The following is a 26,396-nucleotide window of genomic DNA, read 5'->3' as shown; positions in this document are numbered from 1 at the left end:
ATTTTCAGTCCCATTCGCTTGTCCAAGTCGGAAAAAGAGCCGTCAATGGCTGGGTGTAGCTCGCTAGATTGGGGTCTTGAACCGGTTCAACCGTCAGAATACGGATTCCGTTGGCGGCTGCATAACCCATCTCAAAAACGGTCGCTTTGCCTAAGTAGCCATTCACATTGGCCACTATAACAAAGGTGGATTGTCGTATATGGGCAAAAATAGCGTCCTGAACCGTACGTACATCCACATCTGGATCACCTTCCAAACGAGCAAACTCCTCGCCGGGATTGACAATTTTCGTCCCCAAAGGCGATAAAATATAAACCCCTTGCTGCTCCAAAAAATTGCGAATTCGGAGGATATCTTCCCAATGCTTGCGATAGGAGCCGCAAATAACCGTCGTCAACAACGGTGAGTTCATGCACTTCCCTCTTTTCTGTCCGACATTAACGAGCAGATTGATTGGTATACTCACTATGCATGTATCCCCAATCACACATATCCTTTAAGACAGACTTTAACGTCTTGCCATGATCGGATAAGGAGTATTCGACACGTGGTGGCACTTCCGGATACACCACTCGTGTCACGAGTCCATCACGCTCCAGCTCCCGCAGCTGATTAGTCAGCATGCCTTGGGTTACATGTGGCAAGAGACGCCTTAATTCCCCGAACCTTTTTGTCCCTTCTTCCAACAAGATAAACAAAATCAACGGCTTCCACTTTCCGCCTATGGCATGAAGTGTCGTTACGATCCCATGAGTAGTCGCGGAATTGCTGTTCAACTCCCTCATTCGATTTCACTCCTACATCGGAAAATCTTAATACCCTCATTATGACGGAGTACCAGCACGAGTAAAAGTACTCTTTTTAAACGTACAGAGTACGAAAATAAGGACTAAAACATCATCAAAAAATGAAAGCACAGATTCGCTTAGGAACGCATTTTACTGTTTTTTCGTACCAAGTATGAAAAAAATGCGTACTTTTTAGCTGTTGGGACTTCATGCATAATCGACAGGGAAATCGTAAACGCAAAAAATGGGAGGATGATTAGACGATGAACCTGTCACTATCTGGGAAAGTGGCGATTGTTACAGGAGGAAGCCGTGGAATCGGTGCAGCGATTGTGAAGCAGTTGGCGCAGCACGGTGCAGATGTCGTACTGACCTACGTGAACGCTGCAGAAAAAGCTGACGCAATTATCTCAGAGATCGAAGCAATGGGACGGCGGGGTCTTGCGATCAAAGCTGATAGTGCAAATCCGAAAGAAGTCGTCGGGGTCGTAGAGAGCGCCATCGATGCGTTCGGCAAGCTTGACATTCTGATCAATAACGCCGGGATCTTTCCCTACGGACCACTTGAAGACGTGAGGCTTGAGGAGGTTGACCGGACGCTTGCAATCCATGTGCGGGCCGTTTTCGTCGCCGCACAAGCCGCAGCACGTCACATGAGCTCCGGTGGCCGCATTATTAGCATCGGCAGCTGCCTGGCCGAGCGAGTACCAAGTCCCGGACTCAGCCTCTACGCCATGAGCAAGTCGGCCCTGATCGGACTTACCAAAGGGCTTGCCCGCGATCTCGGGGAACGTGGTATTACGGCCAATCTGGTTCATCCCGGACCGACGGATACAGACATGAATCCAGCCAACAGCCCTGGGGCAGACGAAGAACGACGCCACACTGTTCTCGGCCATTATGGCAGCAGTGAGGACATCGCAGCGACCGTTGTTCATCTCGCCGGTGAAGGTGGACGCTACATCACGGGGGAAGCAATCGCCGTCGACGGTGGCTACGGAGTTTAACACAGATGCCTTGGATTATACTTGTCATGGCGGCGCTGTTGGAAATCGTATGGGGAATTGCTCTAAAATACGCCAATGGCTTCACTCGGCTCTGGCCCAGCGTGATTGGTGTAACAGCGGCCGTGATCAGCTTCTACATGCTTTCGATCGCACTGAAAAATCTGCCTGTTGGTACCGCTTATGCCATCTGGGTTGGCATCGGCATGCTCGGTGTAGTGATTGTCGGCATTGTTGTGTTCGGCGAAAGCGCCACCCCGCTCCGTCTTAGCTTTCTGATGCTCATACTGATCGGCATTATCGGTCTGCGCATGGTTGAGGGATAACTACTAGTTTTTGATTTTCAAAGTCTGACTTTAAACTAATTTGTATCTTGAGAACCGAATCGTATGGGGTTGTGGTGAGGAAGGAACAGTCACCACGTCAAACGATTCCTGTCACTTGGGCAAGACCCACAAAACGTTTTCAACATGTACTGTAGGAACTACGGGAAGTTACGCTCGTGGAGAGGACTCGTTGTTAGAGATTCGATGAATCGAGAAACTCTACCACTTCAGTGGAGAGCAGTTCACTAAAGTTCCCTACATCCTGCTAAGCGTTATCCCATTTGCGCCGTATACACCGTCTCAGCAAAATTCCGTTTCCGCAAATCCTCTAACGGAATCAAAAAATACAGGGTTCCACAATCACCCCAAGACATCTCGAGACGATTATCACAATCCAGTTGTAGGAGTAGCACCATCTCTTTGCCTTTCAGCTCCGGAAAATCAAATTTGTGCAATTCTTCTATCACAGGCCCCTGTTGAGGAATAGGAGTACCTAAGAGTTGGTGGCCAAGATCAATCTCACAAAGTTCCATTAAATCACTAAAAGCATAGGCTAACATGCCGGCGGGGGCTCCCCCTTCGTTGGCTTCTTCTTTCTCAATATCAAATCCTAATCGTCCAAGGTTGCCAGTATAGATTTCCTCAAACCCGATTTCCGTTTGCGGGTAATGTTTGATTTCTTCGATATCATAAGGGCGAAGAAGTGAGGGATCATCTTCCTCCCTATAGATGACACGCCATCCATCCCGTTCATTTTTCAACCCGAGTGGGAAAGGTTCTCCATCGTGTTCTTCATGGTGAAAGAAGTATAACATCCCTTTCTGTGGCAGCTCACGAGCGACGGGAAATGAAGCGAAGTCCGCTAGACGGTATTGAGCAAGAAAGACGAGCCGCTCTCCTTCATAAAGGGGATAGGTGAAATCGAGAGGAAGGTCTGGTTTTCCCCCGAATTTTGAGCTGCCGATCGAGAGCTGCTCATTCCGCTTTGTTTGAATTCTCAATGCAGGTTGTAGCTCAGCGAAAATTCGCTCTTTGTACGCATCCAATTCCAATTCATGAATCGCTGCTAGTAGCTGTTCCTTCATCTTTTAACTCCCCTTCTCTTCGGTCTACGTTATAATAAGTTCGCACAATACACTTATCAAAGTTTTGTTTCCGTAAATCCTCTAACGAAGTCACGAAATAGAGAATTTCACTCTCCTCGGCGAAACGATCAAGTTGTAGGAGTAGCACCATCTCTTCATCTTTTCAATCACTGCCCCTATTGGCCAAAAAGGAGTACCTAAGAGTTAAATTTAGTGTGAATGATTTTGTCCATTTTGCTCCAACAGCAGACGAATATCCGCTTCCATTTGGGCGGGATTTACATTTGGTGCAAATCGTTGATAGACATGACCCTTTCGATCGATCAGAAATTTGGTGAAATTCCATTTAACCGCATCCGTTAGCAGCCCTTTACTTTCCTTTGTCAAATATTGAAACAGGGGGTGAATGTTTTTTCCCTTAACGTCCACCTTGGCATACAGCGGAAAGGTAACACCATAGTTTAAGCGACAAAAGGATTCAATCTCGTCATTACTGCCCGGTTCTTGGTTCATAAACTGGTTGCTGGGAAATCCGAGCACCACCAGGCCCTGATCCCGATATGTTTCATACAGCTGTTGCAACCCTTGATACTGGGGAGTAAAGCCGCACTTGCTGGCGGTGTTGACGATTAGTAAAACCTTACCTTCATACTCCACCAGGGATTGTTCCTTACCGTCAATTGTTACAGCAGAAAATTGATAAACGCTCACAAAAAATCCTCCTTGATATCGATATTAATTATCTGCATCCTTCTAGTGTAAAGTTCATAAGATTCCCTATCAAATAAAATAAGCGGCATTGACGATCGCATCCACCTTTTCTTTTGTAATATCTCCCTGCTTGATAACCAAGCGGGTAGTACCCACTTTCTTTTGCATTCCCCTGCCGCCCCCTTCACCCAAACCATCCCTGTTTCATCGCATATACCGCCGCCTGGGTACGATCCTGCAGATCCAATTTTCCCAAGATGCTGCTCACATGGGTTTTTACCGTTTTTTCCGCGATAGAAAGGTGAGCAGCGATCTCTTTGTTGCTTTTACCGGCCGTAATCAGTTGCAGTACTTCCCGTTCCCGCGGTGTCAATACCTGTATGTTGGATCGTTCGTCATCCGGTTCGTGGGTCGTCTGGGAAACGAGATGACTCGCCGCCTCGGGGTGAAGCTGGGTCATACCCAAGTGAGCTGCCCGAATTGTCATGGCTAGCGCATCCGCATCAATCTCTTTGAGCTGGTAGCCTGCGGCACCGGCTTGAATCGCCGGGAGTACGTGGTCCCGATCGGAAAAGCTGGTCAATACAATCACTTTCACCTCCGGATGATCCGCCTTGATACGACGCGTCGCTTCCACTCCGTCCATCACCGGCATCGACAGATCCATCAACACGACATCCGGCCGCTCGGTTTTCACTGCTTGCAGTGCTCCCTCTCCGTTGGACGCTTCGCCCACAATTTCCATATCCTTCTGTGTCTGTAAAAACAGGCGTAACCCTTTTAGCACCATTGGATGATCATCCACCAACAACACCCGGATCATCGTTCCCCCTCCTCTTCTCCGACCTGTAGCGGCAACTGGGCCACCACTTCGGTTCCTTCTCCCACACGACTATTCACTTCCACATGTCCTCCGATGAGTTCCGCCCGCTCCCGCATACTGATAATCCCCATGGAATCAAGACGGCCATCCTCATCAACAGCAAAACCTCGACCACGATCCGTCACTCGTAACCACACGCGATCCTGTGTCACCGTCAACGACAGTTGGACCCGGTCGACACCGGCATGCTTTCGCACATTGTTCAAGGCCTCCTGCCCAATTCGCCACAATGCTTCTTCTACCGGTCGGTCCATCGTGGCCACACCGGTGACTTCCATATCCACCGTTAACCCGAGGCGATTTCCATACTCTTTTAGGGCTGTGACCACCCCCTCTTCTAAACCTGGTGGCCGCAGTTGCCAGATCAGCGTGCGCATTTCGCGCAGGGCTTCATGCGACCAGGTGTGGATATCCTCCAAGCTTTCCCTCAACAGCTCATGTTGCTCCGTCGAAAGCTGTTGTGCCGCACGTGCCGTCAGCGATAGAGAAAAGAGCTTCTGATTGACCGAATCGTGCAAATCCCTAGCCAGCCGATTCCGTTCTCGGGATAGGGTTAATTCTTGCCGTTCCCTTTCCAGGCGGGCGCTCTCCAAAGCGAGAGAGACATGTTCACCTACCGCTTTTAGCACTTGTAGATCACTCTCCCCCCAGTGGTTGGGATCGGGACTACCGATTGCCAGTACCCCGATGTATTCGCGACCGGCAGACAGCGGAACCGCCGCCACCGACTGCCAGCGTCGTCCCTCTTCCCCCAAGTGGGGGAGTCGCTTCCCTCGTGCAGCCCGTTGATGGACAAAGGAAGCTCCTACCACCCCCCACTCTCCAGCGGGATAAGTGATACCTGGGCTTTGGTTACGGCCGTCGGAAACATATGCTGCCAAAGTCAGACGATCCCCATGGAGAAGCCAGCAGCCGACAAAAGGCCAACCCAAATGGGTACTGATCTCCGCCACACATTGTTGCGGCAATCCTTTCGCATCCCGCACCGACCAGATTTTGCGGCTGGCTTCATCCAAGCGGGCAAACAACTCCGCCCGTCGGCGCTGGGCCTGGATCAAGCGATTTTTTTGGACAGCGGTTCCAATTTGATAGGCAACTGATTGTAGTAAGGATAGCTCTTCCTCGCTAAAACGTTCCTTACCGGGGGCAGCCACATTAAGAAGGCCGATCCGCTCTTCCCCCGCGACCAGTGGGACGGTGGCATGGTGAGTAATGCCCTGGGTATCACCCCACTCATACTTCACTGCATCATCCAAACGTTTACATTCCATGACATTGACGGCGCGATCCAGCTCCCCGCTCCAGTAATCCACTAAACAATAACAAGAGCCTTGGCACATGGGACGTCCTTCTTCCCAGGAGAGAGCCGGTGGCAATCCGTGCATCGCCGGTGTCGCATAGTTCGCTTTTCCCTGGGATAAAAAAATCCAGCCGGTGGTTAATCCGGTCACATCTAGCAACGCTTTTAACACCGACTGCAACATCTTTTCCACATCGGTGGAACGGTTTAAGGTTTCGGCGATCGTTTTTAAGATTTCCCGCTCCCGCAAGTTCCCCGTCATCCTTATCCCTCTTTTCGAAACTGAGCACTCTCTCTTCCATCATAAACGAATGTTCCACAAAAAGAAAAAGCCGCTGATCGCGGCGGAGGCTGCTGACAAACTGATCCCGGAACGGCCGGGGTGGTTATCCGTCTCGCTCCATGCACTCCCACACACTGGTCTCGCCTCGGTCGCTTCGCCCCCCGTCTCGCTTTGCGCGGCAACCACCCCTCCCTGTTATTTATAACCATTCCAGTACTTTGTCCTCAATCTGAGCCGTTTATCAATGACAAAATTGACCCGGATCAGATAATCTCCGTTAGTCTCAACCGGTCACCATTCCCTCTTCTCGGCTGTTTTTTAGCCAATCCACTTCAGGAATGGTAACGCCAAATTCCTGTTTGATGGTAGTGGGAAATTGGCGCAATAGTTGCAGCTTCGTCTCCTCCTGGTCAATCGAGGCAGAAAGGTGGCCCTTGGCCAGATAGGCGGGAACTTTTCGCTCCTGGTAGATATCGTGGAGAGAGCGCATCAGGCGATGGGGAAACAACAGCTGGGCGTAGATCAGCCCATATTCCTCCTCCTTCAACGGGGAATACTCTTGATAGGCCCGCAAAGAGGCGGTCACAGCTTCCATGCCCCCGGTTCGAGCAAAAGCGTGCAAAAGGTAACGGGCCAAGTCACGGGTCCGTACATCTAGCACGACACAATTCCAGTCGATGAAACATGGGTTCTCTCCCTGCCACAACACATTTTTCCCATGAATGTTAAGGTGGCATGCTTCTCCGGTTCGCCGCGTCTCTGCCACCAGTTCATCTCCGCCCGTTTTATCCAAGTAGCGAAGCGCCGTCTCCAGCATCCCTTCTGCAAAGGCACACTGTCTGATCCACAACCGATCGACTGCGGCGTACTCTTCACCCAGATCCGCCGCCAGCTTAAACATCTCCACCTGTTGCTGCATACGAGACCAGATCTTTTTCCACTCTCCCGCATGATTAAGACCGCGCAGGGTTGTAGAGGGAACAAAGCCCTTGGATGCCAAATGAAAGCGGGCCAAATGCTCCGCCACCCGCATCCACCCTCGTTGATCCCATGGGCGGTGTTCCCCTTCAATCCAGGGAAGCAGCACATACGAGCGCTTAAATCCGGCAAATGTACGCTGTCCCTGGCGTGTTTTCTGCGGGATCGGAATCTGGACTTCTCCCGCCGCTTGAATATGCTTAGCCAGTTCCTCCACCAATTGCCACCGTTTCTCTTCTCGGTCCCGCGCCCGTTTAAGGGCATATACCCCTTGCTCAGTTGACAATTTGAGCACCCCTCCAACGGGGTGAGCATCCCTCAGTTGAAACCCATAGCGATAATCCAACACTTGGAGCAAACGCGGTTCATCCGTCCATTCCTTGATACGGGTGGCTGTGTCGCTCATCCCTTTCCCCTCCGCTCCATCAACATTCTACCCTATGTATAAGCGTGGAGGGACGCAGCTATGCGTTCATCGCTCACTTTCTCCCAGCGGCGCCTTGGAGACGGGGTGGATCACATCGAGGGCACCCGTGACCGCAATCACGTTTCCGGTGGTAAAATCAGCATCCCGCGCACATAAAAAACGGATGACACGGGCCACATCCTCACCAGAGCCGGGACGACCCAACGGTGTTTCTTCATCGCTTCGATCGCGCACATCTCGGATGCGCCGTTCTTTGTTTTCTCCCACAATATCCCCCGGACACACCATGTTGACGGTGATACCAAAGGACGCCTCTTCCACCGCTACCGTCTTGGTGAAAGAGGCCAACCCTGTCTTGGCTGCTGCATATACCGCCCGATCCGGCCACGCCGGCACCTCACCTACCCGCCCAAAGCCAAACAGCACAATCCGGCCAAATCGAGATTGTCGCATCACAGGTAAAGCCGCATGTACGGTCATCATAGCACTGGTGAGATTGCCGGTTACCAACGATTCCACCTCTTCTTGGCGATAATCGGCAAAACGACGTCGTTCCCGCACAAAGGGGCCGACCGCATAGACAAGCGCATCCAGCCGTCCCCACTTCTCTACGACTTGATCCACCAATCGCTTCGGAGTACCGGATTGCAACAGATCTCCTTGGAATAGATGCGCTTGTCCCCCGCGATTACAAATGCGGGATACTACTTCTCTTCCTTTCTCCTCGGAATCGCGATGGTGCACCGCCACCGTCCACCCGGCCTCCGCCAGCACCAGGGCTGTCATCTTCCCCAATCCGTAGGAGCTTCCCGTCACCAGTACAACGGGATTATGATATTCTCCCATGCCATCACTCCTTTTAGGGGGAGGGTTTTTGTTTGTACCGCTGATCCTCTACAAAGGTAAGAAAAAGCCGCCTCTTCAGCTGCAAAGGGAAACGAAAAAACGCTGTCCCTTCTGAATGTTTCCTTCTACGATCCTATATTTTTAAGATGCCGCTATGTCGTTGTTTTAAGCAGAATAGCGCCAATGGCCCTCTCGTTTTTGGCGATCGCTCTCTCCCTGCTGACGTAGATACTCCAAATGGGCCAACGTTTCCGCCAAGGCGAAGCGCAGATTGTGAATCGATAAATTTTGACCGAATTCGCGAAAGCAAACTTCCGTCGCTGTAAGCTCCTCCTGTTCCACCCACTGGCGCATGGAACGAAGGCGTTTTTGATGATGTTGTTCCAGCTGTTCAATCCGTTCGCGGTAATGTTCAAACATTTCGCCATGGGCGGGAAACACCCGTTTAACCGGAAGGGATTTCATGCGATTGAGGGTAGAGAGGTATGTGTGGAGTGGATTGGGATCACAACCCGGCCACAGGCTGATATTAGGCGTAATTCTAGGCAACAGGAAGTCGCCCCCGAGTAGCCAACCGCGCTCTGAGTCATAAAAGCTGAGATGACCGTCCGCATGCCCTGGAGTATGCAAGATTTCGTATGTACGATCTCCCAAGCGAATCGTCTCGCCCGCTTCCAGCCATACCGGCTGCGGATGGGGTGTGATCCAGCGGTTAAACCGGCGCAGATGAGCGGGAATCTGATCAGCCCATTCCTGCTCTAATCCATGCTCCCGGTAAAAAGCGGCCATCGCCTCCGGCTGACGACTCCCATCACCCCAGAATAGCTGCGCTTGGTCAAAATCAGTGCGTGAGATGCGCACCGGTGCACCGGTTTGCAGCTGTAACCACCCGGATAAACCGTAATGATCCGGATGATAATGGGTGAGCACAATTTGTTCCACATCCTCCCACTGAAAGCCCTCCTGTTTCCGTATCGCTTCCCATGTCTGTATCCCCTCTGAACTGTGTAAGCCGGTATCCACAATCGTCCATCCCGTGCAACCCCTGATTAGATACGCTTTTACCACCTGTAGCGGAAACGGCAAGGGCAAACGCACTTCCAATACATCATCCCATCGATTCATGGGAACCCTCCTCGACTCAAACGATCGATTAAAATTGTAAAGTTGCACAACTTTTCTTTAAACCGACGAGCTTGTACCCGATGATGATGCTTTCTTTCCATCAGGCAATCGAATGATGAAAGTCGTGCCCTGACCAGGCTGACTCTCCACTTCAATGGTTCCATTATGGGCCACCACAAGTTCCTTTGCAATTGCCAAACCCAACCCTGTCCCGCCGCTATTTCGCGTCCGTGCTTCATCGGTTCGATAAAAACGATCGAATAGAAAAGGAAGCTGATCGGGTGCAATGCCGATTCCAGTATCAGCAATCACAACCCGCAGAAAATCGTTCCCTTGATTCTCCTCTGGCTCCTCCTCTACGGTGACCGTCACACTCCCTCCTGCAGGAGTATAGCGAAGAGCGTTGACAAGCAAGTTGAGGAACACTTGTGTCATACGATTCGGGTCGACAAACACCACCGCTGCATCAACACGACTCACCAGCGCAATCTTCACCCCTGCCTCTTCCGCGTCAGAGGCGATCCGATCGAGAATTCGACGCAACAGGATAAGAAGATCTGTCGGTTTCCGTTCAAGCGGCAGTCTGTTTGCCTCCGCCAGTGATAATTGATGAAGATCGTCGACGAGACGGGTTAAACGGATCAGTTCATCTTGCAGTGGCAGCAAGCTTTCCGGATTGACAGAACGGCCGCTTTGCTGAAGGAGATCCAGCTTCCCTCGAATTATGGTTAACGGTGTCCGCAGTTCGTGTGCAACATCTGCAACCAGATTGCGGCGGACTTCTTCCGCCCGTTGCAGCTGTTTGGACATATGGTTAAAGCCGTTTGCAATCGTACCGTACTCATCCTTGGTTCGTACAGGAGCCTGAACCCCCAATTCTCCTTGTCCCAGACGATCGATTACCGGCACAATCTCCTGCAAGGGCGCTGTCAGTCGTTTAGACAACCAATAGGCGACCAGAAGAGAAACCGCGACAAAGACGATGGCACTGGTAAGCAACAGGAAGGTAACAGAGCTGCTGATCCCGATCTGCAACTTGGAAATATTGGCGACTTCCGAATCGAGATAATACAGGGTGGCAATGGTTTCTCCGTCTATCTTTACCTCGTCTGGAATGCCTAATCGCTTCACAATGGTATAATCGGTGTCCTCTGACTCGTACAACAACTTTTGATCAGGAGAGAGCAATAAAAACTGGACATCGCGATGGAGATTTTCAGCTTCACTCCCGATGCGAAGCTGTTGCACGCCCTCCCATGAATCGTCGTTTTTTTGATAGTAGTCGATAAACCGATTGGACAACTGCTCAATCTCTTTCCTTCGATCTGCCAAATCCATGTGTTCAAGGGAGGCCTTAATGACAAACTGGGTCACAAGAGTGAAGAACACGCCCATCGCGAGTATCAAGAAAGCCATCGCGAGAAACAGTTTTCTTCTGACGCTCATAAGCGGTCACCAAAGCGGTATCCAAAGCCATAGACGGTTTGGATGTAGACGGGAGACGACGGATTCTCTTCGATTTTTTTGCGAAGACGGCTGATATGGGCATCCACTGTCCGTTCATCATTGAGGTAATCATCTTCCAACGCCGACTGTAACAGCTGAAGCCGGCTATAGACGATACCCGGCCGCAACGCTAACGTGACCAACAGCTTAAACTCCGTCGGAGTCAAGAGGACCTCTTTCTCCCCTTTCCATACACGATATTGCGACTCCGATATCGTTAATGCACCTCGCTGCAGTGGACGATCTTTGAGCTCTCGCCCCTCCATTCGGCGCAACACGGAACGAATGCGGGCAGCCAGTTCCCGTAAGGAAAACGGCTTTGTGATATAGTCATCTGCGCCCACTTCCAGTCCGATAATCTTATCCGTTTCTTCCGTCCGAGCCGTCACCATAATAATGCCCATCTGGCTGATTTTGCGCAGCTCTCGGCATACCTCGATTCCGCTCATTTCCGGCAGCATCCAATCCAACACAACGAGGGAAGGTTGTTGTTCTTTCGCTTTTCGTAAGGCGTCTTTTCCGGTTTTAGCCGTTATAATTTGAAATCCTTCTTGACGTAAAAATGGCTCCATAAATTCCAGCACTTTTTCTTCATCATCCACCAATAATATTCGTTGTGCCACGCTTATTCACTTCCTTTCCCAAACGATCCGCTCGCACTACCCCCATCTTCTTTAGTTTCTCATATCTCAACCCGTTTTCATGTGATTTTTGGAAATTTCATCAAACCCGTAAGCCGTCGTCAAACGATTGCAACATTTTTTCACTAAGATACACACAGATCCGATGATTGGAAATCAAACAGAAGAAATGTAAGGAGGAATCACATATGAAAAAGCGATCCATTGGATTCGCGTTCGGTTTGCTTCATTTTTGGGTCTTGGTTATTTTATTGGGTGCCATAATTTTTGAGACATGGATCATCTATCCGAATATTTTCCATGACATCCCCCGTTCCTTTGAGGTTGGAATGGATTTTATGACAGTGAACGGGCCCCATGATTTTTTTCCGCCGCTCGGGTTACTTTCGCTGGTTTTAGGTGTGGGTTCCTTACTCTTCAATTGGCGTATCAAGTCTATACGATACTTGATTTTGGGAAGTATACTCATCCTATTTGTATGTAACCTTCTTCTGTCGATGGCTTATCTCTGGCCCCGCAACACGATCATGTTTATCGAAGGTGCTGCCGTTCATCCCGTTTCCTTTCTACAGCAAACGGCGTTGGAGTTTCAGCGCGCTCATAAGTTTCGGGTTCTAGGGGTAGCAGCAACTTCAGTGATGGCTTTCCTGGCGTTTTTGCGAATGTATCGCCATGGACACACAACAAAAACCACCCCGTAAGTCCTGGTGGTTTTTGCAGCAAATCAATATCGGTCGAGTCATCATCCTTCGATTTAACCTGATATCCCCTTGATTCCAGGCATACAGGAACCTTTAGAAAAAGTGATGGTACCTAATCTTGTATGAAGGTTCTCTGATGTGCCTGGTACCCCATCAGTAAAAGTTGTTCTTGCTCATAGGCCGGAAAGGATATCCGCCTTTCGCTACATGCAGGGCAGAGTCACTCATACAGAAATCCATCTCTCCCTAAATAGTAGTCAAAGATACCGGATGAGGCCCTAGAGATACTCCCACTCCCGCAGATCATCGCAGGTATGGGTGGCTTGAATGGTTGCCTGTCGGTATTCTGCAGGCGTGGTCACCCCGCTAAATACCAGCAAAGTATCAATGCCGGCGTTGACACCGGCCTGGATATCAGTCATCAAATTATCTCCGACAACCAAGGTCTCCTCCGGAGCGGTACCCAGCCGTTCCAAAGCAAAATCCATGATGGGCCGTTCCGGCTTCCCAATCAAAACCGGTTGTGTGCCGGTAGCTGCAGCCACCCCTGCGATCAAGGAGCCATTTCCAGGCAAAAGCCCCTCATCCGTCGGCAGGGCCAGATCGCCATTGGTTCCGATAAAACGGGCACCGGCGCGAATCGCCAAACAGGCCGTCTTCATCTTCTCGTAAGAATAAGAGCGGTCAATCCCCATCACAACCGCATCGGGCTGCTGTTCACTGAAAGTGCATCCCGCTTCTCGCAAAGCTTCTTGTAACCCTTCTTCCCCAATGGCGTAGACGGCGGGACGGTGGAATCTCTCCCTCATCCAATGGGCCGTTGCCTGAGCCGAGGTAACCACCTGTTCCGGTTGGGCGGGATAGCCAAATGCTTGCAGCCTTTCCGCCACCTGCTCCGGCCTGCGGGAAGCGTTGTTGGTGAGATAGAGATACGGAATCCCCCGTTTTTCCAAGCCCATAATCAAGGAAAGCCCTCCCTCGATCACTTCCCGTCCCCGAAACAAGGTTCCGTCTAGGTCGATTAAATATCCACGGTAGCGCTGATTCATCCTTTTACACTCCCCGTAAAAATCATGCGGGGACTAGTCGCTTCCGCGTAATCGCTTGAATCGAAATCCCCTTTTACCTTCTCTATCACCAACCCGGCCGCAGTCATCATCGTCTCCATCTGTTCGCGGGTGTAAAGTTTCACCCGTTCCAGATAACGCCGCTTCCCTTCGTTATCTTCCACCTCAATCTCTTTTTTGACAAAGCCTTCTTCAGTCCAACGCTTTTCTCGGATCACTACTTCCTCTTCCATACGCTCACTCTGGGGAACCAGCCCCTCTTTTACAACCGCATGATTGAGATAGTCAATCACAAAGCGGCCTCCCGGCTTTACCACACGGGCGATTTCGCGCAATACTCTCTCATTTTCCCGATCATCCGCAAAATACCCGAAGGAGGTAAACAGATTGACCAGACCATCGAACTGATTATCCTGAAATGGAAGATCCCGCATATCTCCCTGGTGAAAAGAGATATCCAATCCCTCTGCTTCTTCCTCCGCCACCTGCAATAATACCGGCGAGAGATCTACTCCCGTCACACAGAATCCATGCCGGTGAAGCGGAATGGAATGACGACCAGTGCCACAGCATAAGTCAAGCAACGAAGTCCCCTGTTTCAATTGCAGCCAGCGCACAACCGCCTCAATCTCCCGGTCGGCCCTCCGTCGGCTACGGTGCTTATACACCAGTAAATAATCTTCCCCAAAGCTTTCCTCATACCAAGGCATCCCAATTCCCCCCATGTTGTTCCTCACTATGTAGCAGCATATCAAAAAACGACACCGCACCGTGTCGCTCCCTAGTGGCCCAATTAGCAAAGTTTGTTTTTGCAATCATTGTAGGGCGGTCGGGCGTGGATTTGCGCCTTCACTCTATGCACTCTAAAAGCACTAGTCTCGCCTTGGTCACTTCGTTCCCAGGTCTCGCTTAGCACTCCAAAGCACTAGTCTCGCCTTGGTCACTTCGTTCCCAGGTCTCGCTTAGCCTGACTAGAGTCGAACAGAAGGAAATCCACCCCTCCCTCAATACCATTAACGTTACCTTATGGGGCACCGAAGTGTGATCAATGGTTGCGTCCCAATTCCCGCTCTAAATACTGTTGTACCCAACGGATAAAAGATCGAAAAAGCTCCTTTTCCGCCATCACCGCCCTCAGCTCATCCGGTGATACTTCGGTATAGTGGCGAAGGCAACGATCGCGCAGCGACACCCATTCCTTTAATTGCCGCGCACCTGCCGCCGGAATTACCCGCTCATCCTCCATAATATCAATAATATCCTCATATCCACCGGGATCTCGCATAATAAACCCATCGATCATTACACTTCCCACATCAATCACACATTCCATCGCAATATGTACCGCGCGGGAGGCGGCGAAAAAGGCGGTCTCATTCGGCAAGTCCTGCACCTGATCCATCACCTGGCAACAGCGCTCCAAATATGCTAATTGTGCTTGAATTCTGGCTGTATCTACTTCGTACAACAGTAACATCCCTTTCCCCGTTTCTATCGATACTCTTATTTCATTATAACCCAAGTCCAACGATCATCGTCCATGCATGATTTAACGCGAAAAACCAAACAATGACAGAGAAGCCACCTTACAAAAAAAGGAGGATATCCATGCAACTCAGCACAAAAGATCTCAACTATTTAAAGGATGAGCTTTCCTGGGAGCTGTTAGCGTTTAAGAAATGTCACCATTATGCTCAGGAATGCCAGGATCAACAGGTAAAACAGTTGATTGACCAAATGGGACGGATGCATCAGCAACATTATCAGCAATTGTTGAACCATCTGAATACCGGTGGCGTCATGCCTACCCCTGCACAGGGACCAACCAACCCTAAGCCGATGAGCCAATAAGGAGGATCGATGATGCAGCAGCAAAACAATCAAGCACAAAACCAACAGCAAGCCACTCCGCAGCACTCCACCGGCCTACCTCAGGTGAAAGGGCCAGAGATGAACGATCGCGATCGTATCAATGATGTGCTCGCGATGGAAAAGTATATGACTACCGCTTACAATATCGCCGTAAATGAAGCCAGCACCGATCCATTGTATCAAACACAGATGAGCATCTTAACAAACCTGCACCGAGCGCAACGTGATTTATACAACGCAATGTCGGCTAAAGGATGGTATAAAACCGATCCCGCCGATGTGCAGAAAGTGAATCAGGCTTTTCAGCAGTTTAACAACTATCACACCCAATTCCCTTACTCGTAATCGACACTTAAAAAACCATAAAAATTTTCGACCCTATTCGCCCGTTTCCAGGGAGCGGCATGACGCCGGTCCCCCTTTTTCTGTTGCCGGTTATACCATCATTGGTTTAGTGGACGTGTTTCCATGGGTATGTTACCATAAACCCGACTTTGCTATCACTTAAAAAAACTCGTTACTGCATATGGCTTGATGCTTGTAGAATAGAGACATCCGCTATCGGCATGGAATGCCACAATCAGTTAGGGGGTTCCGCAAAAAAGATTATGAGCAATCCAAAGCCAGATATAAGTAAAAATAAGGAACGGGATTATTTCTTTGACAATGTCAAATTTCTTTTGATCACCTTGGTGGTGATCGGGCATGCCTATCGTCCTCTCATCGGTGATAGTTCACTGATGAAAACGTTGTATCTGGCAATTTACACCTTTCATATGCCTCTATTCATCCTACTCGCAGGCTATTTCGCAAAAAGCTTCCACAAAGACGGCCAAAATAAAAAAGTGATCGCCACGATTCTTATCCCCTATTTCATCTTTGAAATTTTGTACTCGGTTTATGATCACTTGATTTATCGAACGGACCAGATCGACATCTCCATTTTGGAGCCTTATTGGTTAATGTGGTTCCTGTTCAGCCTATTTTTATGGCGACTCATTTTACCCTATTTCGTCAATCTAAAATATCCCTTGGCCACCGCTTTTGTTTTAGCCATTTTAATCGGTTATGTCGACGACGCTGATCGCTATCTCAGCCTGTCACGTACCGTCGCATTCTTCCCCTTCTTTCTGCTCGGGTATTACCTACAACGGCATCATTTTGACCAGTTATTTCAACGTGTCAAACGGTGGGTTGCCTGGATCGGATTGGCTGCCGTTATTCCCTTGATGTACTGGATGGACTTTCTTGCTCCCATAGACACTAGCTGGCGTCGCTGGTTGTACTTTGTCTTCCCTTACGAAGATGTGGGCCACTCCGAATGGTATGCAGGGTTGATTCGGGTGGGGTTGATTATTCTCGCCTTGGTCGTATCCGCGCTGTTCTTGGTCGTTGTCCCCCGCGGAAAGACGTTTTTCAGCGAATGGGGCGCTCGCTCCATCTATGTATATCTGTTGCACGGTTTCTTCATCCGCGCCTACAGTGGACTGGACTGGTACGATCACATCTCTGGGATTGCTCTATATACCTCGGTAACAGTCACATCCGTCTTGCTTGCCGTCTTTCTCTCATCCAAGTGGGTGATGGCGGTCACTCATCCTCTCGTTCAACCCAAGGTACACTGGATCTTTCGCGAAAAACGGGATCCTCGCCACTTGAACAAACCTAAAAACGTCGTCTCTTCCTAGCAGTAACACCACCGGCCCGATGGGCCGGATTTTTTGCGGATTCCTTGAGGATCGAAAAGTAACGATGTCAACTAAGCACTTTGTTTGTCACAGAGTGACATCCTTTGTCGGCAAGGAAGGATTCCAACTGATTTTCCCGAAAAATGGGTATAAAACCTGTTTTTCGGGGAGGATTCCGCCATGGCTGAACAAGCGTACATAACCACACGGGAGGCCTCCGAACGCCTCCATGTTCACGCCCGCACGATTCGTAAATGGATCGACGTTTTTGAAGAATACATCTCTCCCGATGTAAACGATCGAGGACATTACTTGTTGACGGAGGAAAGTTTTCATCGCCTAGAAATTATTCAACAACGTTTACAGGAAAACAAATCAATGCGTCAAATCCGACAAGATCTCATGAAAGAAGGGGAATGGGAGGTAGAAAGAATCTCCGAGGAATCCCCTCTACCGGAAAAAGAGGAGGCGGTTTCCCCTGCCCTGCCCTTTAATCAAGATATACCCGTTCATCGCATTGTGGGAAGCTTGGATGAAATCGGAGAAATGATGGAAACCGTCTTTACCCGGCTAGACCAATTGGAAGATCATGTATTTACGATTTTTGATGTTATGGAAGAAATGGATAAAAGTATCACTGCCGCCCAAGCTACACAAAAACAGAGCATGGTCCCAGCATCAACCGTTCAACACATGATCGATGAAATCGGAAAAAAACACGACCAGCTCAAAATTGAATTACGCAACGCAACCTTTTCTCATCGACTCGCTTCCGCCACTACTGAACAACAGATTACACCGCGACGACAGAAAAAAGCCCGCTTTCTGGGAATCTTCTAACGAATCCACCCTTGCGATCGTGTATAATGATGGAAGCACGGCATCAAAAGGGGTTAGGGATATGTCCAGCGAAGAAACAATATTTTTGTACGATGATGTAGAAGAGACGCGCACCCGGTTTGTCAGTTTTGTTGGCGACAATAGTCGCTTTGATTTAGGAATTACCACCACGCAACGATTTTACGGTAAGCTGTTAGTTTTTAACATCCAATCCAATCGCTACGCTTTGATTGGTTCAGACGATTTGGAAGAACCGGGTTATCTGGAGCATGTTTATGCAATCAGCGAAGAGGAAGCGGCAGAGCTGAAGGATTTTCTTTACTCCTTACTATGATGTTCCCACACATAAAAACCACCTGTCGATCCAACCTAAGATCGGAGGTGGTTTTTATGACCCGTCGCAAAAATACCCCATACCATGACGTCAGCACGGTTGAATCGCAACATAACGATCTTTTTCCGGAAGAGTTTCCCGAAGGCCCTTACGGCGCATCTACCAATGAGAACGTCTTGGGAAAGGAATCCCCTTGGCGCGCATCCCAACACGCCGCGCCTCAATTTACGTATGAAATGAGACGGCTGCACGAAGGAATCCCTCGCCAACAACCCGGTAGCCATCCCACTCACGATGACCCGGACCGCAATGAAGAGCTATAGGTCCGCAATGCAAAAAAACCGGCCACTACCTGTGACCGGTTTTTTCTGCCTCTTAACGAATATGGGTGGAGTTTTTATGCCGCTGGCGTCCCCGATTACGTCCCCGTTTCTGTGATATGGGCAGTGGTTTCAGTCGACGCAGGACAAAATAGGCACATCCGAAGTTGCAAAACTCGTGCAGGTATTCCTCAAAGTGACCGATTTTGGTTTCCCGTGTGGCACGGGGATGCTTATCGGTAAAAAACCCCTTTAACCGCAGCTGACCGTATCCCCAATCTCCCACAATGAACTCGTATTTATCCAAGACTTCACTGTATCGCTTCTGAAAAGCTTCCGGGTTCCAGCCGTTTTTATGGTTTTTAACCAATTCATACGACGTTCCCTCTATTTCTAATCGCTCCATCATTCATCAACCTCGGCCTGTTCCGGGATTGTTTTTATGTTACCACATCTTTAGGTAAACCATCATGTTTACCTGTTTTCGCGATTGATTTTGAATATCCTTCTTTTCCCATCCGTTCGTATGGCCGGGTAACCGATTATAAAGAGGACATTCTAATGTTAGGAGGTGATTGATGCATGAGAAAAAGAGCGGCCTTTCTCTTGTTTGCTTTGTTATGGCTGGTTACATCCTGTACACCTTCGGCACGCCCCGATGACGGATATGACGAATCCCTTAACAAAGACGGCAACAATGAAGCGTTGGACTTTGTCAGCGACGGTAGGCGCCCTCAAGGAAAACGGTTTAATATGATCGGTTACAGCCGTCAGTCCGGAAATGAACTTTACAATGCCACCGATGGCGGTGCGGTTCCCGGTCCTGATGTTTATATTGATCGGACTGTTTTGGCTCGACAAATTGCCTTTTTGACCAATAAACTTCCCAAGGTGGATGAAACTGCCGTGTTGGTAACCGATGATCAGGTATTAATCGGGGTAAAGGGAAAAGAGGAAAAACCAGATGAAAATACATTATATGAAGCAAAACGAACCGCCCTCAGCCTCACTCCCCGTTATTTTAAAATCAATGTCACCGGAGATCCAGAGGCTCGCGAGCAAATCATCCGCATTGGATCACAAACGGGATCCACTCGTGAGCGTGTGAAATTTAATCAGCAAGAGATGGAGCGTTTAATCGAACGGATGGATCGCACCCCTCTCGACTTAAAACGAGGTCGAGAAGGTGAGTTTTATTCGCAAAAAGGCAAACCGATGAGCCATAAGCGTTTCACTCCGTCTGCCGGAGATCTGTCCCATTAAATGACAAAGCCCTGTTAATGCAGGGCTTATTTCTTTTAGCTTATCAAGACACCCCTTTCATAAGCAACGCCTTAAAAAAAAGCCGATATCTCCAAGGATGGAAATATCGGCTGCAGTGATTTAATCAACCCCGTCAGCGATCAATTTGCTGCAATCGACTTTTTCGCCGATTGTACTTGTTCATGGGCATGATACGAACTGCGTACCAAGGGACCCGATTCCACATGATCAAAACCTCGGTTCATCCCCTCTTCTTTCAACTGGCGGAATTCCTGGGGCGTATAATACTTCTCCAGCTTGAGATGTTTTTTCGTCGGTTGTAGATATTGCCCGATCGTCATAATGTTGCAGTCGACGGAACGAAGATCGTCCATTGTCTCTAGGATCTCGTTCCACTCCTCTCCCACTCCGATCATGATGCTGGATTTGGTGGGAATATCCGGTTGCATCTCTTTTGCCCGTTTTAACAACTCCAGAGAGCGATCGTATTTGGCTTTGGAACGAACACGGTCCGAACGTCGTCGCACCGTTTCCATGTTGTGGTTTAACACATCAGGACGAGCATCCATCACCGTTTGCAGGGCATCACGATCTCCCTGAAAATCAGGGATCAACACCTCCACACTGGTAAGAGGGTTACGCTCACGCACAGCACGAATAGTAGCAGCAAAAATGGCCGCTCCACCGTCTTTTAAATCATCGCGAGCCACCGATGTAATCACCGTATGTTTAAGCCCCATCTGTTCCACTGCTTCCGCTACCCGTTCCGGCTCCTGCCAATCCAGCTCGGTCGGCAGTCCTGTTTTCACCGCACAAAAACGGCAAGCCCGGGTGCAGATATCTCCCAAGATCATAAATGTAGCTGTTCGGTGCACCGCCCAACACTCGTGGATATTGGGGCACTTTGCCTCTTCGCAGACGGTATGTAGCGTTTTACCCCGCATCATTCGCTTAATTTCGCGAAAGTTTTCGTTTACCGTCAGTTTTGTTTTTAGCCATTCCGGTTTTCGTTGAATCGGTGTAGCCAACGCTTCTCTCCTCCTCCACAAAAAAATGAAATTCCCATGTACGGGAACCATTGATTAAGTAATGTTAAAAGCAAACCATATCCAACTGCTCATGTCCAGTTTACCACAAACCATTTATCGATACGCCATCGGTTGTATCAATTAGTCAAAGCCTATGTTAAAGTGCATAATAAAAACACCTTCCATATTAAGTAAGAAAGGCGAGGTTAAAACAAAACGATCATACCATTCATCCCATAGCATTAGTTGGAATCTTATTGTTGCCGTAAATATCGACGTATACGGGTTTGATTTTTGGCAGCCGTACATACTATAATAAGTGTGAGGAACAAAACGGAGTCGCACCCATACGGGAACGCGATCCTAAAATCACACAAGAAGTGACCCTAGGTTGTCAGGCCGGAGGGGTCACTTTTTTTGTGACGTAATGACATATACCACATAAACAACCTGCACGATCAGCGCAAGTAGCAAGATGGTTTCCGCCATTGACATCACCTCTTCCTTGTCCCGGTTGGACAAAGAAGGATCGCGCCCCGCCCAGGCCCTTCCCCGAGTTGCCCCTCTTTTTCCTTAATACGACATCAATCGAGCCAAATCCTCTTTTTGTGACTTAATATTGATAAGCACACACTCCTTTAAAACAGTTATCCACAAGTAATTGTGAGGATTGTGCGAAAATACAGTCGAAATTTATTGCTGAATCGGATCACAATTGGGTGGAGATAAACGTCCCACAACCTTTCGATGTATCGATCCAAAACAATTTTTACCAATCATTACAAACATGAAGTAGCAAAATTACACCCACACTAGATGGAAACAGCATGGAAAACGGTGGTTACTTTTTATGGATAATAGAAATCGAATTTGTCTGGCTGTCTTGTTGGTGTGCACCTGTTTGTTGCAAGGGTTCCCTACTCCGGTAAATGCCGACCCCAACGAAAAGGAAGAACGCCGATACCTGCTGGACAAAGTTGAAACGTTAACGGGTGTTCCTTGGTATGTGTTGGCCGCCATGGATCAATATGAGCGCAACATCCAACGGGTTCGCCGCGATTTAACTGAAAAAAAAGGGCCGATTGCCATTCGCGTTCCGCCGGAACAGTGGAGCGGCTACACCAATCCCGATCCATATGATACCGTACCGGAGTCGATCCGCTTTTTTGGGGGAATCGGCCGGGATGGAAACCGAGACGGCATTGCAGACCCGGATGACCCCATCGATGTACTGTTTACTGTTACCCAGTTTCTACGTGTATATGGTTTGTCCCGAGATGATCTGCGCAATGGGATCTGGCACTATTACCACCATCCTGTCACGGTAGACATCGTTTCTCACCTTGCGGATATTTACCGTCATTTTGGAACGACGGACTTGGATCGACACGCTTTTCCGATCCCGCTGCGCTACAATTACACCTACCATAACACCTGGGGTGCTCGCCGCGGTTGGGGTGGTTTGCGCATTCATGAGGGGAGCGATATCTTTGCCGATTACGGAACTCCGCTGTTGTCTACCTGTTATGGCTATGTGGAACTAAAGGGATGGAACCGCTTTGGCGGCTGGCGTATCGGCATTCGCGATACACGGAACAATTATCATTATTACGCCCATCTGAGCCGGTTTAATAAGCAATTAAAGAAGGGATCCATCGTGCAACCGGGACAGATCATCGGTTATGTCGGCTCCTCCGGTTACGGACCTCCAGGCACCTCGGGCAAATTCCCACCTCATCTTCACTATGGGCTCTATAAGTTTAACGGCCGCACCACCTTCTCCTACGATCCATATCCGTATCTGAAGGCTTGGGAACGGGCGGCGTATAAAAAGCTGCGGGAAGAACGAAAAGCGAAAAAAACGAAGAAATAGGCAGACAGAAACCTACATTCTTTCCCCTTGGGGGGTGTAGGTTTTTTGAATAGAAAAATAGACGTCTAACCCCTTACTTCAGACATATACCTCACTTTTAATTTGGGTATCCCTCGTATTGGACAGCCAACATAAAATAGAAAAGCGATCTTACGAAGGGAGGAAAGATTATGGGGGCCTTTTCAAGATGCAGAACAAAAAGAAAACGACATCCAAAAAAACATTCCAATAAAAAAATGAACCATGTATTGATTTATGGAAAAAACGGAAAACGGACAGTGCCCATCAAAACCGATCCAAAGGGACGGCCGATGGTTAAGTGTTCCAAGCTAAAACGACCGTCTTGCTGGAAAAAAAGGCGATCATTCCGAATCCCAAACAACTTTCGGAGCGATGTCCTTTTTTCTGAGGAAAAAATAGAAAATATCCATGTCAGTTCCAGTATAGCTCTCCCTTCGCAAGACACCTCTCACCAGTTAGTGTATTCCTATGCCATCGTTAACAAAGGGGATTACCCCGTAAAAGCAGTTGTACAGATCAGTCCCGATAATTCCCATTTCGCAAGGGATGGCGATGACGTCATACCTGCCGGTAAAACCAAAGCTCTCGTTCCTAACCGTTTTCTCCGTTTTACCCGCTTAGTTCTTTCTCCAACAGCGGAAGGCCACCCAACGACAGTTGATGTTTATTTCCAAACTCAAACCAATGGAAGAAAAATTCATTAGGAGAGGAGGAGCTCCATGCCCAATCATGCCGTTTTTCAATCTGATCCGGATAACTTACGAACCCTGATTTACGGCCGCGATCCAGGAGGAACGCCACAAGCCATTTTGACAGACGCCGCCGGTCGGATCAACAACATCACCATTGACGGTACACTTTCTAGCATTTTAGGAACGACAATTACTGCTGGGACGTTGGACAGTGTTCTTACGGTTGGCACTATCGAAAGCATACTTGGGGTCACGATCACCGCCGGAACTGTCAGTGTGGGCACGATTAACAATATCGGCACCATCTCCAATGTCCTCGGCGCCACTATTACCGCAGGCACATTGGATTCCGTCACCAATGTGGGCACCATCTCCGATGTGTTGGGGGCTACCATTACCGCAGGCACTTTGGACTCTGTCACAGACGTGGGTACTGTCTCCGATGTGTTGGGCGCCACCATTACCGCGGGGACTCTCTCCGATGTGGTTAATGTCGGCACCGTTACCAGCATCCTTGGCGCCACGATCACCGCCGGGACCGTCGATGTGGGCACAGTCACCAATATCGGCACCATCTCCAATGTCCTCGGGGCCACCATTACTGCGGGGACTCTCACCTCCGTCATCAATGTGGGGACGGTCTCCAGCATTCTCGAGCTACCGTCACTGCGGGCACCCTCAACACCGTCTCAAACGTCGGCACCATCTCCAACGTCCTCGGGGCTACCATCACTGCGGGGACTCTCACCTCCGTCATCAATGTGGGGACGGTCTCTAGTGTTCTTGGGGCAACGATTACAGCCGGTACATTAAACTCCGTCTCAAACGTCGGCACCGTCTCCAGCCTTCTCGGGGCTACCGTCACTGCGGGCACCCTCAACACCGTCTCAAACGTCGGCACCGTCAAAGCCGCTCCCCAACAATTTTGATAATCTTGTCGATCCATTTTCTCATCCATCCCACATTCCACCCTTTTAGCCAATTGCATTGTGACCCCTCCTAAGGTATTGGGATAATACGTTCAATATTCCACAAAAGAAAAAGCCCCGTAAAGGGGCTTCCACTACTCTGTATTCCCTCTTTTACGAAAAGCCACCCACAAAAAGTAGGCAAGACCACCCCATAATCCAACGGCTCCGATGATCAACATCACCCAAGCACTGACTCCCATCAGGCTCCCTCCTTCAAATGGTAGAAGAGATCCAACATCTCCGTATTTGCTTTCCATTGCATTCGAGAAACGATGATCCCCATAAGCAGACTGAGGAAAAATACTCCCCATCCCATGGATAAGTTCCCCATCATCGGATAACCTTCATAGTTCAACATAAAGTTATCCGCAAGGTTTTGTGTCAACATAAACAACAGCATAATCGGAGTGATATATTTGACGGAAATTTTCCACCATGCCCCGATATAAACATCGGATATTTGGTTGATATGACCTTGCATATTATCCAGTTGATTGTTGACCCAGGCTACGGCAGTGATCATGGCAAGCGCACCAAACAATAATCCGTATTGGTTGATGAAATTGTCCACCACATCCAAATACATAATGCCGCCACCCGTGGTATACAAAAGACTGACAAGAGCAGCACCGCCACAAACCCAATTAACCGCCGCAGTTCGGGTGAGATTAAATTTATCGCGCAGAGCGGCTACCCCTGGCTCCAGCAGTGATACCGCAGAAGTGAGACCGGCAAATGTAAGGCTGCCGAAAAACAGTAAACCGAAGAAGTCGTTAAGGCCAGGGAATGTATTAATAATTTGCGGAAAGACGACAAAAGCGAGACCGATTCCGCTTGCCACTACTTCATTGACATTGCTTCCCGACACATGTGCCAAATACCCCAAAGCGCCGAAAATGCCCAAAGCCGCCAAGAACTCAAAGCCGGAATTGGACAACGCAGCGATAAAGCCGCTGTTGGAAAGATCCGTTTTCTTATCCAGATAGCTGGCATAGGTGATCATGGTAGCAAAACCGACACTAAGAGAGAAAAACACCTGCCCATATGCGGCCACCCAGACACTCGGATTGGTCAAAGCGGAAAAGTCAGGCGTCAACAGGACATTTAACCCCTCAGTCGCACCTTCCAGCGTCACCCCACGAATGGTGATCATAATCAACATCACAATCAGCGCCGGTAATAAAAAACGGTTAAGACGCTCAATTCCTTTGTGGGCTTGCTGACGCATGACAAAGTAGACAAAAATCCAAACAAGTATAACCGGAAGCAGCACTTTCCACTGCAGTCCTCCGAAATCCCAGAAAGAATCCGAAGTATTGAGATAGTTGCCAAAAAAGAAGGCGTTGGTATCGTCTCCCCATTGTGTACCGACAGAGAAGTAGGTGTAGCTTAAAGCCCAGCCAATGATAATGGTATAGTAGGTAACGATAAAGAACGCCATAAACACCTGCCACCATCCAACCCATTCCCACTTTTTCGACAGGCGCCGGTAAGAGAGAGGTGCTGCTCCCTTAAAGCGATGACCCAGTGAATACTCCAACAGTAACAGCGGAATCCCCGCAGTCAAAAGGGCGACAAAATACGGAATCAGAAATGCTCCCCCGCCGTTCTCATACACCGTGTACGGATAGCGCCAAATATTGCCCAACCCAATTGCCGAACCCATCGCCACCAGGATAAAGCCGGCGCGTGAGCTCCATTGATCTCGTGTTGCCATTGATCCTTTTCCCCCTTGAGGTGGATGGCTTGTAAATCCATCCCCGTTAAATTTATATTCGACGTTTTCTGAATTAATCCTTTAATACTAAAAAGCGACAAAAAGT

Annotated in this window: 32 protein-coding genes; 13 read left to right on the top strand and 19 right to left on the bottom strand. The window is 49.1% G+C overall.

The genetic code is table 11. The annotated features are described in order from the left end of the window. Nucleotides 1-4 precede the first annotated feature (4 nt). Complete coding sequence (locus C8J48_RS01250) at nt 5-412, bottom strand: nucleoside 2-deoxyribosyltransferase (RefSeq protein ID WP_107724581.1); 408 nt, start codon at nt 410-412, stop codon at nt 5-7. Nucleotides 413-437: 25 nt separating this feature from the next. After that, entirely contained in the window at nt 438-785 is a 348-nt protein-coding gene (locus tag C8J48_RS01245) for a winged helix-turn-helix transcriptional regulator (protein ID WP_107724580.1), read from the bottom strand. A 266-nt stretch (nt 786-1,051) separates the two neighbouring features. On the opposite strand from C8J48_RS01245, the gene C8J48_RS01240 reads away from it, so the two are divergent. Continuing rightward, complete coding sequence (locus tag C8J48_RS01240) at nt 1,052-1,795, top strand: SDR family NAD(P)-dependent oxidoreductase (protein ID WP_107724579.1); 744 nt, start codon at nt 1,052-1,054, stop codon at nt 1,793-1,795. A gap of 5 nt (nt 1,796-1,800) precedes the next feature. Next, the gene (locus C8J48_RS01235) at nt 1,801-2,118 is read left to right on the top strand and encodes a DMT family transporter (RefSeq protein ID WP_107724578.1); all 318 of its coding nucleotides are present in this window, start codon (nt 1,801-1,803) and stop codon (nt 2,116-2,118) included. A 272-nt stretch (nt 2,119-2,390) separates the two neighbouring features. Here C8J48_RS01235 and C8J48_RS01230 read toward each other — a convergent pair whose 3' ends face one another. From C8J48_RS01230 to C8J48_RS01185, 10 genes are all read right to left on the bottom strand, one after another. Then, nucleotides 2,391-3,203 carry a YwqG family protein gene (locus C8J48_RS01230; RefSeq protein WP_107724577.1) on the bottom strand — a complete coding sequence of 271 codons (813 nt, stop codon included), beginning with the start codon at nt 3,201-3,203 and terminating at the stop codon, nt 2,391-2,393. A 210-nt stretch (nt 3,204-3,413) separates the two neighbouring features. Continuing rightward, nucleotides 3,414-3,914: a glutathione peroxidase gene (locus tag C8J48_RS01225; protein ID WP_107724576.1), complete on the bottom strand. Its 501-nt coding sequence runs from the start codon at nt 3,912-3,914 to the stop codon at nt 3,414-3,416. A 184-nt stretch (nt 3,915-4,098) separates the two neighbouring features. Beyond that, nucleotides 4,099-4,737, bottom strand: coding sequence for a response regulator (locus tag C8J48_RS01215; protein WP_107724575.1), 639 nt, complete (start codon nt 4,735-4,737; stop codon nt 4,099-4,101). Next, on the bottom strand, nt 4,734-6,359 hold the full coding sequence (locus tag C8J48_RS01210; protein ID WP_107724574.1) for a sensor histidine kinase: 1,626 nt from the start codon (nt 6,357-6,359) through the stop codon (nt 4,734-4,736). The genes C8J48_RS01215 and C8J48_RS01210 overlap by 4 nt, the downstream gene beginning before the upstream one ends. Before the next feature lie 39 nt (nt 6,360-6,398). Further along, nucleotides 6,399-6,566: a hypothetical protein gene (locus tag C8J48_RS18590; protein WP_170105048.1), complete on the bottom strand. Its 168-nt coding sequence runs from the start codon at nt 6,564-6,566 to the stop codon at nt 6,399-6,401. A 97-nt stretch (nt 6,567-6,663) separates the two neighbouring features. Next, on the bottom strand, nt 6,664-7,764 hold the full coding sequence (locus C8J48_RS01205) for a phosphotransferase (RefSeq protein WP_107724573.1): 1,101 nt from the start codon (nt 7,762-7,764) through the stop codon (nt 6,664-6,666). A 66-nt stretch (nt 7,765-7,830) separates the two neighbouring features. Beyond that, nucleotides 7,831-8,631 (bottom strand): SDR family oxidoreductase, encoded by an 801-nt coding sequence (locus C8J48_RS01200; protein WP_107724572.1) that lies wholly within the window; start codon nt 8,629-8,631, stop codon nt 7,831-7,833. Nucleotides 8,632-8,796: 165 nt separating this feature from the next. Then, on the bottom strand, nt 8,797-9,756 hold the full coding sequence (locus C8J48_RS01195) for an MBL fold metallo-hydrolase (RefSeq protein ID WP_107724571.1): 960 nt from the start codon (nt 9,754-9,756) through the stop codon (nt 8,797-8,799). 57 nt (nt 9,757-9,813) lie between these two features. Further along, nucleotides 9,814-11,202 carry a sensor histidine kinase gene (locus C8J48_RS01190; protein ID WP_107724570.1) on the bottom strand — a complete coding sequence of 463 codons (1,389 nt, stop codon included), beginning with the start codon at nt 11,200-11,202 and terminating at the stop codon, nt 9,814-9,816. After that, the gene (locus tag C8J48_RS01185) at nt 11,199-11,885 is read right to left on the bottom strand and encodes a response regulator transcription factor (RefSeq protein ID WP_107724569.1); all 687 of its coding nucleotides are present in this window, start codon (nt 11,883-11,885) and stop codon (nt 11,199-11,201) included. Before C8J48_RS01185 ends, C8J48_RS01190 begins: the two co-directional genes overlap by 4 nt. A 206-nt stretch (nt 11,886-12,091) precedes the next feature. Here C8J48_RS01185 and C8J48_RS01180 point away from each other — a divergent pair, with 206 nt between their 5' ends. Beyond that, nucleotides 12,092-12,604 carry a hypothetical protein gene (locus tag C8J48_RS01180; RefSeq protein WP_107724568.1) on the top strand — a complete coding sequence of 171 codons (513 nt, stop codon included), beginning with the start codon at nt 12,092-12,094 and terminating at the stop codon, nt 12,602-12,604. Between the two features lie 278 nt (nt 12,605-12,882). Here the strand turns inward: C8J48_RS01180 and C8J48_RS01175 are convergent, their stop codons facing one another. From C8J48_RS01175 to C8J48_RS01165, 3 genes are all read right to left on the bottom strand, one after another. Beyond that, the gene (locus C8J48_RS01175; RefSeq protein WP_107724567.1) at nt 12,883-13,653 is read right to left on the bottom strand and encodes a TIGR01457 family HAD-type hydrolase; all 771 of its coding nucleotides are present in this window, start codon (nt 13,651-13,653) and stop codon (nt 12,883-12,885) included. Continuing rightward, on the bottom strand, nt 13,650-14,381 hold the full coding sequence (locus C8J48_RS01170; RefSeq protein ID WP_107724566.1) for a class I SAM-dependent methyltransferase: 732 nt from the start codon (nt 14,379-14,381) through the stop codon (nt 13,650-13,652). Before C8J48_RS01170 ends, C8J48_RS01175 begins: the two co-directional genes overlap by 4 nt. A 335-nt stretch (nt 14,382-14,716) precedes the next feature. Beyond that, nucleotides 14,717-15,148, bottom strand: a complete 432-nt coding sequence (locus tag C8J48_RS01165; RefSeq protein WP_107724565.1) for a DUF86 domain-containing protein — start codon at nt 15,146-15,148, stop codon at nt 14,717-14,719. 131 nt (nt 15,149-15,279) lie between these two features. Between C8J48_RS01165 and C8J48_RS01160 the strand changes: the two genes are divergently transcribed. The 6 genes from C8J48_RS01160 (at nt 15,280) to C8J48_RS01135 (ending at nt 18,728) form a co-directional block, all read left to right on the top strand. After that, nucleotides 15,280-15,522: a hypothetical protein gene (locus C8J48_RS01160; RefSeq protein ID WP_170105002.1), complete on the top strand. Its 243-nt coding sequence runs from the start codon at nt 15,280-15,282 to the stop codon at nt 15,520-15,522. A gap of 12 nt (nt 15,523-15,534) precedes the next feature. Further along, the gene (locus C8J48_RS01155) at nt 15,535-15,888 is read left to right on the top strand and encodes a spore coat protein (RefSeq protein WP_107724564.1); all 354 of its coding nucleotides are present in this window, start codon (nt 15,535-15,537) and stop codon (nt 15,886-15,888) included. A gap of 263 nt (nt 15,889-16,151) precedes the next feature. Beyond that, nucleotides 16,152-17,231 carry an acyltransferase family protein gene (locus C8J48_RS01150; RefSeq protein WP_170105046.1) on the top strand — a complete coding sequence of 360 codons (1,080 nt, stop codon included), beginning with the start codon at nt 16,152-16,154 and terminating at the stop codon, nt 17,229-17,231. A 180-nt stretch (nt 17,232-17,411) separates the two neighbouring features. Beyond that, the gene (locus C8J48_RS01145) at nt 17,412-18,071 is read left to right on the top strand and encodes a MerR family transcriptional regulator (RefSeq protein WP_107724562.1); all 660 of its coding nucleotides are present in this window, start codon (nt 17,412-17,414) and stop codon (nt 18,069-18,071) included. Between the two features lie 61 nt (nt 18,072-18,132). Beyond that, on the top strand, nt 18,133-18,405 hold the full coding sequence (locus C8J48_RS01140) for a DUF3055 domain-containing protein (RefSeq protein WP_107724561.1): 273 nt from the start codon (nt 18,133-18,135) through the stop codon (nt 18,403-18,405). A 56-nt stretch (nt 18,406-18,461) separates the two neighbouring features. Beyond that, nucleotides 18,462-18,728 (top strand): hypothetical protein, encoded by a 267-nt coding sequence (locus tag C8J48_RS01135; protein ID WP_107724560.1) that lies wholly within the window; start codon nt 18,462-18,464, stop codon nt 18,726-18,728. Between the two features lie 52 nt (nt 18,729-18,780). Here the strand turns inward: C8J48_RS01135 and C8J48_RS01130 are convergent, their stop codons facing one another. Next, on the bottom strand, nt 18,781-19,131 hold the full coding sequence (locus C8J48_RS01130) for a YutD family protein (protein ID WP_107724559.1): 351 nt from the start codon (nt 19,129-19,131) through the stop codon (nt 18,781-18,783). Between the two features lie 176 nt (nt 19,132-19,307). Here C8J48_RS01130 and C8J48_RS01125 point away from each other — a divergent pair, with 176 nt between their 5' ends. Beyond that, entirely contained in the window at nt 19,308-19,988 is a 681-nt protein-coding gene (locus tag C8J48_RS01125) for a YhcN/YlaJ family sporulation lipoprotein (protein WP_107724558.1), read from the top strand. A gap of 140 nt (nt 19,989-20,128) precedes the next feature. Here the strand turns inward: C8J48_RS01125 and lipA are convergent, their stop codons facing one another. Further along, nucleotides 20,129-21,016, bottom strand: a complete 888-nt coding sequence (lipA, locus tag C8J48_RS01120; RefSeq protein ID WP_107724557.1) for a lipoyl synthase — start codon at nt 21,014-21,016, stop codon at nt 20,129-20,131. Nucleotides 21,017-21,866: 850 nt separating this feature from the next. Between lipA and C8J48_RS01115 the strand changes: the two genes are divergently transcribed. From C8J48_RS01115 to C8J48_RS01105, 3 genes are all read left to right on the top strand, one after another. Continuing rightward, on the top strand, nt 21,867-22,889 hold the full coding sequence (locus tag C8J48_RS01115; protein ID WP_107724556.1) for a M23 family metallopeptidase: 1,023 nt from the start codon (nt 21,867-21,869) through the stop codon (nt 22,887-22,889). Nucleotides 22,890-23,059: 170 nt separating this feature from the next. Continuing rightward, a complete protein-coding gene (locus tag C8J48_RS01110) occupies nt 23,060-23,614 on the top strand; it encodes a DUF6385 domain-containing protein (RefSeq protein ID WP_107724555.1) in 555 nt (184 codons plus the stop codon). A gap of 15 nt (nt 23,615-23,629) precedes the next feature. Next, a complete protein-coding gene (locus C8J48_RS01105) occupies nt 23,630-24,415 on the top strand; it encodes a hypothetical protein (protein ID WP_107724554.1) in 786 nt (261 codons plus the stop codon). A gap of 250 nt (nt 24,416-24,665) precedes the next feature. On the opposite strand, the gene C8J48_RS01100 is transcribed toward C8J48_RS01105, so the two are convergent. Next, the gene (locus C8J48_RS01100; RefSeq protein ID WP_107724553.1) at nt 24,666-24,773 is read right to left on the bottom strand and encodes a MetS family NSS transporter small subunit; all 108 of its coding nucleotides are present in this window, start codon (nt 24,771-24,773) and stop codon (nt 24,666-24,668) included. Continuing rightward, entirely contained in the window at nt 24,773-26,290 is a 1,518-nt protein-coding gene (locus tag C8J48_RS01095) for a sodium-dependent transporter (protein ID WP_107724552.1), read from the bottom strand. The genes C8J48_RS01100 and C8J48_RS01095 overlap by 1 nt, the downstream gene beginning before the upstream one ends. Between the last annotated feature and the right edge of the window lie 106 nt (nt 26,291-26,396).

The organism is Desmospora activa DSM 45169 (assembly GCF_003046315.1).
Taxonomy (GTDB): Bacteria; Bacillota; Bacilli; order Thermoactinomycetales; family DSM-45169; genus Desmospora; species Desmospora activa.
The sequence above is the reverse complement of the archived record's forward strand: the minus strand, read 5'-3'. Positions and strand labels throughout refer to the sequence as shown.